The 13,156-nt window shown below is 61.2% G+C and carries 12 protein-coding genes; 6 read left to right on the top strand and 6 right to left on the bottom strand.

Translation table 11 applies throughout. The features are described from left to right. Positions 1 to 451 precede the first annotated feature (451 nt). Entirely contained in the window at positions 452 to 763 is a 312-nt protein-coding gene (locus P406_RS11540) for an Mpo1-like protein (protein ID WP_003393857.1), read from the top strand. 10 nt (positions 764 to 773) lie between these two features. Here P406_RS11540 and P406_RS11535 read toward each other — a convergent pair whose 3' ends face one another. The 4 genes from P406_RS11535 to P406_RS11520 all read right to left on the bottom strand — a co-directional run bounded on the left by P406_RS11535 (position 774) and on the right by P406_RS11520 (position 3,729). Further along, the gene (locus tag P406_RS11535) at positions 774 to 1,595 is read right to left on the bottom strand and encodes a UDP-2,3-diacylglucosamine diphosphatase (RefSeq protein WP_003342638.1); all 822 of its coding nucleotides are present in this window, start codon (positions 1,593 to 1,595) and stop codon (positions 774 to 776) included. Positions 1,596 to 1,688: 93 nt separating this feature from the next. After that, positions 1,689 to 1,991 (bottom strand): Rdx family protein, encoded by a 303-nt coding sequence (locus P406_RS11530; protein ID WP_046236243.1) that lies wholly within the window; start codon positions 1,989 to 1,991, stop codon positions 1,689 to 1,691. Positions 1,992 to 2,042: 51 nt separating this feature from the next. Continuing rightward, positions 2,043 to 2,867: an ABC transporter ATP-binding protein gene (locus P406_RS11525; RefSeq protein WP_004411121.1), complete on the bottom strand. Its 825-nt coding sequence runs from the start codon at positions 2,865 to 2,867 to the stop codon at positions 2,043 to 2,045. Between the two features lie 4 nt (positions 2,868 to 2,871). Beyond that, positions 2,872 to 3,729: an ABC transporter permease gene (locus P406_RS11520; protein WP_046236242.1), complete on the bottom strand. Its 858-nt coding sequence runs from the start codon at positions 3,727 to 3,729 to the stop codon at positions 2,872 to 2,874. A 257-nt stretch (positions 3,730 to 3,986) separates the two neighbouring features. Between P406_RS11520 and P406_RS11515 the strand changes: the two genes are divergently transcribed. Next, positions 3,987 to 5,075 (top strand): LLM class flavin-dependent oxidoreductase, encoded by a 1,089-nt coding sequence (locus P406_RS11515; protein ID WP_046236241.1) that lies wholly within the window; start codon positions 3,987 to 3,989, stop codon positions 5,073 to 5,075. A gap of 65 nt (positions 5,076 to 5,140) precedes the next feature. Here P406_RS11515 and P406_RS11510 read toward each other — a convergent pair whose 3' ends face one another. Continuing rightward, a complete protein-coding gene (locus tag P406_RS11510) occupies positions 5,141 to 6,046 on the bottom strand; it encodes a LysR family transcriptional regulator (protein WP_003434494.1) in 906 nt (301 codons plus the stop codon). A 207-nt stretch (positions 6,047 to 6,253) separates the two neighbouring features. Here P406_RS11510 and P406_RS11505 point away from each other — a divergent pair, with 207 nt between their 5' ends. From P406_RS11505 to P406_RS11490, 4 genes are all read left to right on the top strand, one after another. After that, positions 6,254 to 6,862, top strand: a complete 609-nt coding sequence (locus P406_RS11505) for a cysteine dioxygenase family protein (RefSeq protein WP_046236240.1) — start codon at positions 6,254 to 6,256, stop codon at positions 6,860 to 6,862. Continuing rightward, positions 6,859 to 8,445 (top strand): rhodanese-related sulfurtransferase, encoded by a 1,587-nt coding sequence (locus P406_RS11500; protein ID WP_046236239.1) that lies wholly within the window; start codon positions 6,859 to 6,861, stop codon positions 8,443 to 8,445. The genes P406_RS11505 and P406_RS11500 overlap by 4 nt, the downstream gene beginning before the upstream one ends. A gap of 224 nt (positions 8,446 to 8,669) precedes the next feature. Beyond that, positions 8,670 to 9,659 (top strand): ABC transporter substrate-binding protein, encoded by a 990-nt coding sequence (locus P406_RS11495; RefSeq protein WP_046236238.1) that lies wholly within the window; start codon positions 8,670 to 8,672, stop codon positions 9,657 to 9,659. A gap of 21 nt (positions 9,660 to 9,680) precedes the next feature. Then, complete coding sequence (locus P406_RS11490) at positions 9,681 to 10,874, top strand: acyl-CoA dehydrogenase family protein (protein WP_046236237.1); 1,194 nt, start codon at positions 9,681 to 9,683, stop codon at positions 10,872 to 10,874. A gap of 6 nt (positions 10,875 to 10,880) precedes the next feature. Here the strand turns inward: P406_RS11490 and P406_RS11485 are convergent, their stop codons facing one another. After that, a complete protein-coding gene (locus P406_RS11485; protein WP_046236236.1) occupies positions 10,881 to 13,151 on the bottom strand; it encodes a molybdopterin guanine dinucleotide-containing S/N-oxide reductase in 2,271 nt (756 codons plus the stop codon). Between the last annotated feature and the right edge of the window lie 5 nt (positions 13,152 to 13,156).

The following is a 13,156-nucleotide window of genomic DNA, read 5'->3' as shown; positions in this document are numbered from 1 at the left end:
GATTATGGAACGTCCTGGTTTTTTTTTTTTAATGATACGGCGACCACCGAGATCTACACTCTTTCCCTACACGACGCTCTTCCGATCTCGTTTCCGGCCCGACTTCGTCGGGTTCCTTCGCCCTGTCACTGATCCGGGGGTCGCCGGATCAGTGCCAGAGCTCAGCCGTCACTAAAGTCGCACTCTGCGTCGTCAGTGCCATCGCGGTTGAAAAGCGCTTTTGCGGCAGTGGCTGCGGGCAAGGCAGGACGGTGTTTCGCATGGTAGATTTGTGACGCGGAGCGTCAGGAACTGCATGCCAACGCGGAGCATTGGCACGATAGTCGTAAGCATGAGCGCGAAGAACTGGCACGATAGTCGTAAACATGAGCACGACTCGAATGCTCCACATCGGCACGACAGTCGGCTAAATTTGTGTATAACAACAAGAACCCACACGAGGACAGGCACCGTGGATACCATCAGGCGTTTTTCGAGCTTTGCCGAGTTCTATCCTTTCTATCTTGCCGAGCACAGTAGCGCTACCAGCCGGCGTCTGCATTTTGTCGGTACGTCTCTGGTGATTTTCCTGCTGGCGTTTGGTGTGGGCAGCGGCCGCTGGGGGTTGTTATGGTTGTTGCCGGTCGCGGGTTACGGCTTCGCGTGGGCCGGGCATTTCTTTTTTGAGAAGAACCGTCCGGCCACGTTCAAGCATCCGTTTTACAGCTTGCTCGGCGACTTTGTGATGTACCGCGACATGCTCCTGGGTAAGGTGCCTTTCTAGGCAGACTGCTTCAGGCAAGCGTTTCGCTGGCGGGCTCTTCGACCGCAACCTGTTGCGCCTTCAAATGCGCATCCGCCAGACGGAACAGTTCGATGTTGCCGTCCAGGTGTTCGATCAGGGCGGTACAGGATTCGACCCAGTCCCCGCAGTTGAGGTATTCCACGCCACCCACCTGACGAATTTCCGCATGGTGGATGTGCCCGCAGACCACGCCGTCCAGCCCGCGCTTCACGCATTCGTGGGCGATGGCTTCTTCAAAATCGCTGATGAAATTCACCGCACTCTTGACCTTGTGCTTGAGGTACGCCGACAGCGACCAGTAGCCATAGCCGTATTTGGCGCGCCAGTGGTTGAGCCAGCGGTTGAGGGTCAGGGTGAATTCATAGGCCGAGTCGCCCAGAAAGGCCAGCCAGCGGTGGTAGCGGGTGATCACGTCGAACTGGTCGCCGTGAATGACCAGAAAGCGACGTCCGTCGGCCGTCACGTGCTCGACTTCGTCGACCAGTTGAATGTTACCCAGCACCAGCTTGGAGTAACGGCGCAGGAATTCATCGTGATTGCCGGTGACGTAAATGACTTCGGTGCCGCGCTTGCTCATGGTCAGCAAGCGGCGAATCACGTTGGTGTGTGCTTGTGGCCAGTACATGCCGCCGCGCAGTTTCCAGCCATCGATGATGTCGCCGACCAGGTACACCTTGTCAGCCTGATAGCGCTTGAGAAACGCGGAGAGGTGCTCGGCCTGGCAATCACGTGTGCCCAGATGAACGTCGGAAATCCACAAGGTGCGCACGCGCTGTTTGCGGCTGGGTGTGGCGAGCTGAGCACTGGTCATGTGAAGACCTCCGGCAGGGTTTCCAGAAGAGTGGAGCATGCCGGTTAACCGAATGTGACATGTGCGTGGCGATGTCGTGACAGTTGCCCTGTATTACTGAGGGTCTGCCGGAGTATGGCGGTCGTTGTGGCCCAGATCGCGGGCCGGGTCGATCTGGTCCCGCAGCCGCTGCTTGAGCACTTTGGCTTCGGGAAAGCCGCCATCGGCCTTGCGTTCCCAGAGTTGTACGCCGTCGCAGGTTATGTGGAACACGCCGCCGGTGCCTGGCTGCAGCGAGACTTTACCCAGATCATCGCTGAACGTGCTCAGCAGTTCCTGGGCCAGCCAGGCAGCGCGCAGTAGCCACTGGCATTGAATGCAATAGGTGATGATGACTTCAGGCTTTTCGGCAGACATGGGCGTCCCCTTCGGAAATTCAGACGACCATGATACGCAGCGTGCGCCGAATCAACGAGCATTGGCGAAGCGGCGCAGTGCGCTGAGGGTCACGTCCTGTTCCGGCGCTTGCGGAGCTGTGTCGGCAGCCGCGTGCACCTTGACGCCCAGCAAGGCCAGCAAGCGGCTGCGAATCAGCTGAAACCCGGCCTGCCCGCTGTCGCGCTGGCGTGGCAGGTCGACGCGGATGTCGTCGGCAATCTTGCCGTCGGCCAGCACGATGACCCGGTCAGCGAGCAGGATCGCCTCATCGACATCGTGCGTCACCAGCAGCACCGCCGGGGTGTGTTTGCGCCACAGGTCGATGATCAGTTGGTGCATGCGAATGCGCGTCAAGGCATCGAGTGCGGCAAAAGGCTCGTCGAGCAGCAACAGTTTTGGCTCACGGACTAGCCCACGCGCCAGCGCCACACGCTGCGCTTCGCCACCGGACAAGGTGGCCGGAAAGGCATTCAGCCGATGCGCCAGGCCAACCTCGGTCAACGCCGCTTCGGCCCGAGCCCTGGCATCGTTGATGCGCAGGCCGAGAACCACGTTTTTCCACGCGCTTTTCCACGGCATCAGGCGCGGCTCCTGAAACACCGCCGCACGCGCGACCGGCACACGGAGCTCGCCGCTGTCGATCTCGTCCAGCCCGGCCAGAGTGCGCAGCAAGGTGGTCTTGCCGGAGCCACTGGCGCCAAGCAAGGCGACAAATTCGCCTGGAGCAATGTCCAGATTCAGCCCGTCGATGACCCGTTGCCGGCCAAACTGACGCACCACGTTGCGCAGTTGTACAGGCGCCTGCCCCGCCTCGGGCACAACGGATGGAGTGTTGCGCAGATCAGGAGTCGCCATGTGTTCAATGCCTCACGAAGGTCGGTCGCCAAGCCAGCGCATAGCGCTCCAGCGTGCGAATGATGGCGTCGATCACCAGGCCAAGGACGCTGTAGATCAACAGGCAGATAACGATTACATCAGTGCGCATGAAGTCCCGTGCATCACTGGCCAGATAACCGATGCCAGCGGTGGTGTTGATTTGCTCGACAAAGACCAGGGCCAGCCATGAAATACCCAGTGAATAGCGCAGCCCGACAAAAAACGCAGGCAACGAGCCGGGCAGGATGACGTGCCAGATCAGCTCGCGGCGGCTCAAGCCGAGCGTATTGGCAGCCTCAATGAGTTTCGGGTCGATATTGCGGATGCCGGAAAACAGGTTCAGGTACACCGGAAACGTGGTGCCCATGACGATCAGCGCCACTTTGGTGAACTCGCCAATGCCGAACCAGAGGATGAACAGTGGCACCAGTGCCAGTGAGGGAATGGTGCGCAACATCTGCATGGGCGAGTCGAGAACGATTTCGCCGCGCCGGGAAAGCCCGGTCACCAGCGCAGCGACCACGCCGATGCTGACGCCAATGCTCAAGCCCAACAGCGCCCGTTGCAACGAAACCCACAAGTGGTGGGCCAGTTCACCCGAGACGATCATCGACCAGAGCGTACCGCCGATCTGCGACGGCGCGGCAATCACGCGGACGGGCAGCAGGCCGGTTTGTGAGGCCAGTTCCCAGAGCAGCAACAGCACCAGCGGGCTGAGCAGACGCAAGACAAAATCCGGCACTTGCCAGCGCGGGCGAACCGATTGCGAGACGCGGCTTTGTTCGGGTTTGTTGACCACCAGAAAACCGGGTTCTGCGAGGTTCAGCGTTGTGTCAGACATGGGCACATCCTTCCTGGACAAACCGGGCAGGACGCACCCGATACATTATGAGGGCCATGCTATTAGCATAAGAACGCTGCGTGAAATTCGATTTAGACCTAAGCTAATAGTTAAAATATTTGATCACCATAAATACATATAATGCATATTTTTTATAATTAACTTAGACCGAAATCGAATTTCACAGCGTCTGCCCCTTGCCTTTATGGTGCCTCTCGACAAGGTCGAACGGACCTCAACCATTGGCAGGAGTTTTCATGAGCATCGAATTCATTGGCTATATCGCCACGCAACCCGGTTCTGAAATTCACCCGCGCAGCGGCGCGGCCATCCAGCCCGACTACGTGAAGACCGTGGCCAAGGCTCATGAAGATGCCGGTTTTGATCGCGCGCTGATCGCCTACCACTCCAACAGCCCGGACAGCACGCTGGTCGCAGCGCATGCCGCCAGCGTCACCACCAGACTGAAGTTTCTGGTCGCCCATCGCCCGGGCTTCATCGCGCCCACGGTGGCGGCACGGCAGTTCGCGACGCTGGACGTGTTCAATGGCGGCCGCACTGCCGTGCATATCATCACCGGCGGTGACGACAAGGAACTGCGCGCCGACGGCAGCCATATCGGCAAGGACGATCGATACGCACGCAGCGACGAATACCTCAGCGTGGTGCGTCAGGAATGGACCAGCGACAAGCCGTTCGATCATAACGGCACCTACTACCAGCTTGAGGGTGCGCACTCGTTGGTCAAATCCCCACAGCAGCCACATATCCCTCTGTACTTCGGTGGTTCCTCGGCGGCGGCGATTGCTGTGGCGGGTAAACACGCCGATGTTTATGCATTGTGGGGCGAGACATACGAGCAGGTGCGTGACGTGGTGAAACAGGTCCGCGCCGAAGCCGCCAGACATGGGCGGACCATTCGTTTCAGCCTGTCATTGCGTCCGATTCTGGCAGAGACCGAGGAACAGGCCTGGGCACGTGCCGACAGTATTCTGGAAAAGGCCAAGGCCCTCGCAGACCGCAACGGCTTTGTACGTCGCGAACCGCCGAATGAAGGATCACGCCGCCTGCTGGCCGCTGCTGCACAAGGATCGCGCCTGGACAAGCGCCTGTGGACAGGCATCGCCGGCCTGCTCGGCGCCCAGGGCAACTCGACCTCGCTGGTTGGCACCCCGGAACAGGTCGCTGAAGCGCTGCTGGATTACTACGATCTGGGGATTACCACTTTCCTGATTCGCGGCTTCGATCCACTGGAAGATGCCATCGACTACGGCAAGAAGCTGATCCCGCTGACCCGCGCATTGGTGGCGCAACGTGAACAGCAGGCTCGCGAACAGGTCGCCTGATTCAACCCATACCCTGCGGGCCGGTCTGACGCCCAACGCCAGATCGCCTGCCCGCAATGCGGTGTTCAGGCGGCGGCCGAGACCGGCTTGAGCGACCGGGCCACCAGTGCGCCAAAGGCTTCCACCGGCGCTTGCAGGTTACCCAGGAAGCGCGGGTAGAACAGCCACAAGTCCATCACCGGCTTGAAATCCTTGAGCGGCAGCGCCACCAACTGCTCGCGGTGCGCGCTGCGTTCCAGCAACGGCCTGGGCACCAGGCCAAGCCCCATGCCATCGGCCACCAGCCCGAGTTGCAGCTCGGTGCCGAAAGTTTCCAGATTGACCTTCATGCTCAAGCCCTGATCGGTCAGCGTGCGCTGCAAGCCTGCACGAAAACCGCAGCCGTCCGGATTAAGCACCCAGCCCTGCTCATAACAGTCCGCCAGCTTGCCGGGCTTTTTCGGCACCAGACCCTTGGCGCAGACCACCACCAGTTCCATCTTGCCAATCGACTGACCAATGATGTTGTCCGGAAATATCTTGCCCGCCGGAAACAGCGCAGCCGCTGCATCCAGCTCGCCGTTTTCGATCTTGCCGATCAGGTGGCTGCCCCAACCGGTGCTGACCTGGGCGCGCAGATCCGGAAACTCCCCACGCAATTGCTTGAGCGCATCGAGCAGCACCACGTCACCGATGGTTTGCGGCACGCCCAGACGCAACAGACCGCTGGGCGGCGTGTCACTGGCCACCAGCTCGCGCAACGAATCCATCTCGCGCAGGATCGCCAGGCACTTCTGGTACACCTGAAGACCCATCGGAGTCGGCTTGAGCGGCTTGGTATTGCGGTCGAACAGCTCGACCCCGAGGGCTTGCTCGAAATTCTGCACCCGACGCGTGATGGCGGGCTGGGTCAGGTCCAGCGATTCAGCGGCGTGGCTGATCGACTGGCAGCGGATGACTGCAACGAACGCATCGATATCATCAATTTTCATTCGGACCGCACATAAAAAAGAGATTAAACATAGGCAAAAAGCATAGTATCAGCAGGCGCTCATGGATAGCCCGAGCGTAGATTTCGCGGATTACGACAACGAAGTAAAAGACGTTTTCGTTATAACCTAATCATTAAAAAATAGCATATTAAATATCAGTATTATGCTTATATCGAACCATTCCCCGACTTTGATCTGGAAATGGACATGACTCAGAACCAACACCCGGAACGACTCGGGGCCTTTATCGATGCCCTCACCGAACTGATCGGCAGCGAACCGCACGAAGGCGATCTGTTGCGACGTGGCGGCAAGCTGCTGGCGCAACTGGTCAGCCACGATGACTGGCTGGCAGAAGAATTCACCGTACCCGACGCCAACCGCTATCAGCAATTTCTGCTGCATGCCGATCCACAGCAGCGTTTTTCGGTAGTCAGTTTCGTCTGGGGGCCTGGCCAACGCACACCTATTCACGACCACCGCGTGTGGGGGCTGATCGGCATGCTGCGCGGCGCGGAAGATTCCCAAGGCTACCTTCGCAACGCGCAAGGGCACCTGGAAACCAGCGGCCCGGCGATTCGCCTGCAACCCGGCCAGGTCGAGGCGCTGGCACCGCACAGCAATGATGTCCATCAGGTCAGCAACGCCTTCAATGATCAGGTGTCGATCAGCATCCACGTTTACGGCGCCGATATCGGCACTGTGAAGCGTGCAGTCTATGACCTCGACGGCAGCGAAAAACTGTTCATCTCCGGCTATTCGAACGCCGCCACCACCGCCCATCAGGATCAGCCAACAGGGAGCCCGACCCCATGACTACACCTGCCACCCGATCATTCGCCGACATTCGCCAGGCCTTGCTGGACCGCCAGGAGCTGGCCTTGGTAGATGTCCGCGAAGAGGCTCCCTTTGCCCAGGCTCATCCGCTGTTTGCCATGAACATTCCGTTGTCGAAGCTGGAGCTGGAGGTTTTCTCCCGCATCCCGCGACGCGACACGGCCGTGACCCTGTACGACGATGGCGAAGGTCTGGCGCAGATCGCCCTGCAGCGCCTGCAGGCACTGGGCTACAGCGACGTGAAACTGCTCGACGGCGGCCTCCAGGGCTGGCGCGCGGCTGGCGGCGAGCTGTTCATCGACGTGAATGTGCCGAGCAAGGCGTTTGGCGAGCTGGTGGAGCATCACCGCGCCACCCCGTCGCTGGCCGCAGAAGAGGTCAAGCGCCTGCTCGACAGCAATGCCGACGTGGTGGTGCTCGATGCCCGGCGCTATGACGAATACCAGACCATGAGCATTCCAGGCGGCATCAGCGTACCGGGCGCCGAACTGGTGCTGCGGGCACGTGAGCTGGCACCGGATCCCACTACTCGAATCATCGTCAATTGTGCGGGTCGCACGCGCAGCATCATCGGCACCCAGTCGCTGGTCAACGCGGGCCTGCCCAATCCGATCAACGCACTGCGCAATGGCACGATTGGCTGGCTGCTGGCCGGCCAGACGCTGGACCATGGCCAGAACCGGCGTTTTGCGGCAGTCAGTGAAGAGACCCGCGAAACCGCCAGTGCCGATGCGCGCAAAGTGGCCGATCGCGCCAGCGTCAAACGTGCCAGCCGTGCTGATCTGCAACGCTGGCAAGCCGATGCGTCACGCACCACTTACCTGTTCGATGTACGTACCCCGGAAGAGTTTGCCAAAGGCCACCTGCCCGGCGCGCGCCCCACACCGGGCGGGCAACTGGTGCAGGAAACCGATCATTTCGCCAGCGTACGCGGTGCGCGAATCGCTCTGCTGGACGACGACGGCGTACGCGCCAACATGTCGGCGTCCTGGCTGGCGCAGTTGGGCTGGGACGTGTCGGTGATTGATGGCCTGGAGGCAGCGGATTTCAGCGAACAGGGCGACTGGGACGCGCCCTTCCCGACGCCGCCGCCGCAGGTCGAGGCGATCAGCGTCGAGACCCTTACTCAATGGCAGAAACAGGTAAACGTGGCGGTGCTGGATTTCACCGCCAGCGCCAACTACGTCAAACAGCATATCCCCGGTGCCTGGTGGACCTTGCGTGCCGACCTGAAGCAGGCGCTGGGCAAGCTGCCGGCAGCTGACCGTTATGTTCTGACCTGCGGCAGCAGCCGTCTGGCGCGCTTTGCCGTGGCCGACCTCGAAGCGTTGACCGACAAGCCGGTGTTTCTGCTCGAAGGCGGCACCGCCAGCTGGATCAAGGCCGGCCTGCCGCTGGAGCACGGCGAAAGCCGACTGGCCTCGCCACGCATCGATCGCTACCGCCGCCCGTACGAAGGCACCGACGCACCGCGCGAAGCCATGCAGGCGTATCTGGACTGGGAATTCGGCCTGGTGGAGCAGCTGGGACGTGACGCAACACACGGGTTTTACGTGATTTGATGCCGTTGAGTACACCGCGCAGCGCATTGGCACAAGCGCCAAGTGGGAGCGAGCTTGCTCGCGAAGAGGGCGCTACATTCAGTGCATTTTCTGCGTCTGGAACAGGGTCTTCGCGAGCAAGCTCGCTCCCACAAGGCTGCGTCCGACTCTAAAGGTGAGGCGTATTGGCACAAGCGTCAAAGGCTCATCAGGACTATTCATCACCCTATTGGAGACACACTTAAATGCTGCCTTTTTTCAAATCCCCCCTGCCCTTCAAAAGCCTGTTGCTGGGCGCGCTGTTGAGCGTCATGGCAGGTCAGCAGGTTCTGGCCGCTGAGCTGGCACCGTTGCTGGTGGCCAACCAGAAGTCACTGCTCAAAGTGCTGTTGCAGGTCTCCGGCGAACTCAAGGGTGTGCCGTACGAAATCAAGTTCTCCGAGTTCCCTTCGGCCGCGCCTTTGGGTGAAGCGCTGAATGCCGAGGCAGTGGATATCGGTGCGCTGGGTGATGCACCCTATGTGTTTGCCCTCGGCGCAGGTGCACCCTTGAAAGTGGTCAGCATCACCCATGCCCAGGGCCGCTTCACCACTGCGGTGCTGGTGCCCAAAGACTCGCCGATCAAGACCGTTGCCGACCTCAAGGGCAAGCGCATCGTCACCGGACGTGGCTCCATCGGCCACTATCTGGCGATCCGCGCCCTGCATGAGGCCGGGCTGAAAACCAGTGATGTCACCTTCATCAATCTGCTGCCCAGCGAATCGCGTCTGCTGCTGGACAGTGGCGATGCCGACGCCTGGGCGACCTGGGACCCGTACACCACGATCTCCATCACGCAAAGCGACGCGCGGGTGCTGGTCAGCGGCAGCGAGCTGCTGAGCAACCACCTCTACCTTGCCGCAACCAGCAAGGCCATCGAAGGCAAGCGCGTACAACTGGACGATTTCGTTGCGCGTGTGGAACGCGCCTTCAATTGGTCCAACGCCCATCCCGAGGAGTACGCGGCGGCCCAGGCGAAAGTCACCGGCCTCCCCTTGGCGGTGCACCTCGCAGTGGCCAAGGCGACGAAAATGCAGCGCACGCCGATTGACGACCAGATTGTCCAGGGCCTGCAAACCACTGCCGACACTTACCTGGCTGAGGGCATCCTGAGCAAACGGATCGACGTTTCGACAGGCTTCGACAAAACCTTCAACGCGTCGCGCGCACAGATCGCGCAGGCCACCGCCCAATAAACGCTGCGAAAAGGACCCCGCATGACACTCTCGACCCTGCGCCCTACCCCGCGCCAGCAGCAAGACGCGCCCGAGTCCGCCGAGGACTTCAGTAAACGGCTGGCGGAACTGACCGCAGCGCTGGCCGAAACTGCCGAGCAATACGACATCAGCGCGCAATTTCCCCATGCCAACTTCCAGCGGCTGCACACTCACGGCCTGCTTGGCCTGACCGTTCCGACCGAACTGGGCGGCGGCGGTGCCGACTTGCCCCGTGCTCAACAGGTAATCAGCGCGGTGGCCCGGGGAGAGCCGTCGACGGCGCTGATTCTGGTGATGCAATACCTGCAGCATTCAAGGCTGCAGGAAAACCGCAACTGGCCAAGCCATCTGCGCGTGCAGGTGGCCGAACAGGCCGTGCGTGAGGGCGCGTTGCTCAACGCCCTGCGCGTGGAGCCCGATCTGGGAACGCCCGCGCGTGGAGGCCTGCCAGGCACCATCGCGCGCCGCACCGCGCAAGGCTGGCGCATCAGCGGCAGCAAGATCTACTCCACCGGCAGCCACGGTCTGACCTGGTTTGCCGTATGGGCGCGCAGCGATGACGATGACCCGCTGGTGGGCAGCTGGCTGGTCCACAAGGACACGCCGGGCATCACCATCATTGAGGACTGGGACCATCTGGGCATGCGCGCCACCAGCAGCCACGAAGTCAGATTCGACAATGTGCTGGTGCCGCTCGATCACGCCGTCAGCGTCAGCCCGTGGAGCGCACCGCAATCCGAGCTGGATGGATCAGGCCTGCTGTGGATGGCGGTGCTGCTGTCGTCGGTCTACGACGGCATCGCTCAATCCGCCCGCGACTGGCTGGTGCACTGGCTCGAACAGCGCACGCCCTCCAACCTCGGCGCGGCGCTGTCGACCTTGCCGCGCTTTCAGGAAACCGTCGGGCAGATCGATACCCTGCTGTTCGCCAATCGCACCCTGTTGCAATCGGCTGCTCACGGGCACACACCTGCCCAGCACGCCGGGCAGATCAAATACCTGGTAACCGGCAACGCCATTCGCGCGGTGGAGCTGGCCATCGAGGCCTCGGGAAATCCGGGACTGTCACGCAGCAACCCGTTGCAGCGCCACTACCGCAACGTCCTGTGCGGTCGGGTGCACACCCCACAGAACGATGCGGTGCTGGTGAACGTGGGCAAGGCGGCGTTTGCAGCACGCAGCAAAGACCAATAAGACGCGTCAGAGCAGTGACGGCGGCTCGAACGCCGTCACCGGCGGCAGGTCCTGATCCCATTTGACGATGTCCACCGATGCCGTCTGCGCTGCACAACCCTGCGACAGGCTGGAGGCGCCCACATCTTCGGTGATTACATTCGGGTTGCCGTGTTTTTCCAGGCTGCCCCGTTCGCCGTGCACCAGCGGGTCGAACCAGGCACCGGTGGCAATCTGCACTACGCCGGGGCGAATGCCGTCCGAGACGATCACCCCGGCCAGAAACGCGCCCCGCTCGTTGAACACCTTGACCACATCGCCATCGACCAACCCGCGTGCGCGAGCATCCAGCGGATTAAGGGTCAGCGGCTCGCGCGCCTGAATTTTCGAGGAGCGACTGTAGCTGCCGTGGTCGTACTGACTGTGCAAACGGGTTTTCGGTTGGTTGGACAACAGGTGCAGCGCGTGTGTCGGCGCAGGCTTTTCCAGCCACACCGGGTGACCGGGACAATCGGCATAGCCAAAGCCTGCGATGCGCTCGGAGAAAATTTCGATGCGCCCGGACGGTGTCGGCAACGGATGCGCGTCAGGGTCTTGGCGAAAGGATTCAAGCAACACGTTGTCGGTGTGCGGGTAGTCTATTTCCAGTACACCGTCACGCCAGAACTGCTCGAAATCAGGCAGGGTGATGCCAAACGTTTCGGCCCGTTGCCGAGACTCGTCATAGATAAAGTGCAGCCATTCCCCGGCATCCCGACCTTCGGTAAACGCCTGTGCCACTCCCAGCCGTTCGGACAGCGCAGCCAGAATCGAGTAGTCATCACGCGCCTCTCCCACGGGCTCGATGGCCTGCTGCATGGCGATCATGAAACGGTCGGAGGCCGAACTGCCGATGTCATTGCGCTCCAGGGCCGTGGTGGCCGGCAGCACGATGTCGGCATAGCGTGCCTGGGCGGTCCAGAACTGCTCGTGGACGATGATGGTTTGCGGCCGCTGCCACGCCTCCAGCAGCCGGTTGAGGTCCTGATGGTGGTGAAAGATATTGCCACCCGCCCAGTACACCAGGCGGATGTCCGGGTACCTGCGTTGCTGCCCGTTGTAATCGAAGGGCGTCCCGGGGTTGAGCAACATGTCCGTCACCCGCGCGACCGGAATGAACGCCTTGACCGGGTTGCTGCCCTGGGAAAAGCGCGGCCCCGAGAACGCTTTGCGGCCACTGCCGGTGTTGTTCATGCAGCCATACCCCAGACCGAAACCGGCACCGGGCAAACCGATCTGCCCCAACAGCGCAGCCAGGGTCACGGTCATCCAGAACGGTTGCTCGCCGTGTATAGAACGCTGCAATGAATAGGCGACGTTGATCATGGTGCGCTTGCTGGCCATGCGTCGGGCCAGCTCGACAATCTGCTGCGCAGGAATATCGGTCAGCGCCTCGGCCCAGCGCGGGTCTTTCGGCTGGCCATCGGTGTGGCCCAGCAGGTAATCGCGAAAACGCGCATAGCCCACGGTATAGCGCTGGACGAAATCCTCGTTGTGCAGCCCTTCGCTGATCAACACCCAGGACAGCGCCATCATCAACGCCGTGTCGCTGCCGGGGCGTACCGCCAGCCACTGGTTATGCGTCGGGCCAACCAGATCGTCACGCAGCGGGCTGACATTGACGAACTGCACGCCCGCGTCGGACATACGCTGTAGCGCGTCGCCCAGCAGATGGTCGCTGGCCCCACCGGGGCTGGTCTGCGCATTCTTGGCGGGCAAGCCACCGAACGCGACGAACAGCTCGCAATGCTCGGCCAGGTTTTTCCAGGAGGTATGCGCCGCCAGCAGCCAGTCCATGTTGCCGACGATGTGCGGCATCAGCACCCGTCCGGCACCCAGACTGTAGCTGTCGGTGCTGAACACATAACCGCCGATGCAGTTAAGGAAGCGATGCAACTGGCTTTGCGCGTGATGAAAACGCCCGGCGCTGCCCCAGCCATAGCTGCCGCCGAAAATAGCCTGATTGCCGTGCTCGTGCCGGACTCGCTGCAACTCGCTGGCGACCAGATCCAGCGCGACCTCCCAGGAAACCTCGATGAACGGCTCCTGACCACGCAGATCCGGCCGTCCACCGGCCTGCTGAAGAAAACTGCGGCGTATCGCCGGGCGTCTGATGCGGGTCGGTGAGGTAATGGCCTCGGCAACCGAATCGCCGATCGGAGACGGGTCCTTGTCCCATTCTGCTGGCAGCAGCCCGGTCAACTTGCCGTCCTCGACCTGTGGACGGTAAGTGCCCCAGTGCAATGATGTGAAACTCATGGTAA

It is taken from the genome of Pseudomonas syringae pv. coryli str. NCPPB 4273, assembly GCF_000972175.1.
In the GTDB taxonomy this organism is placed as follows: Bacteria; Pseudomonadota; Gammaproteobacteria; order Pseudomonadales; family Pseudomonadaceae; genus Aquipseudomonas; species Aquipseudomonas syringae.
This window is presented reverse-complemented; position numbering and strand designations above follow the sequence as displayed.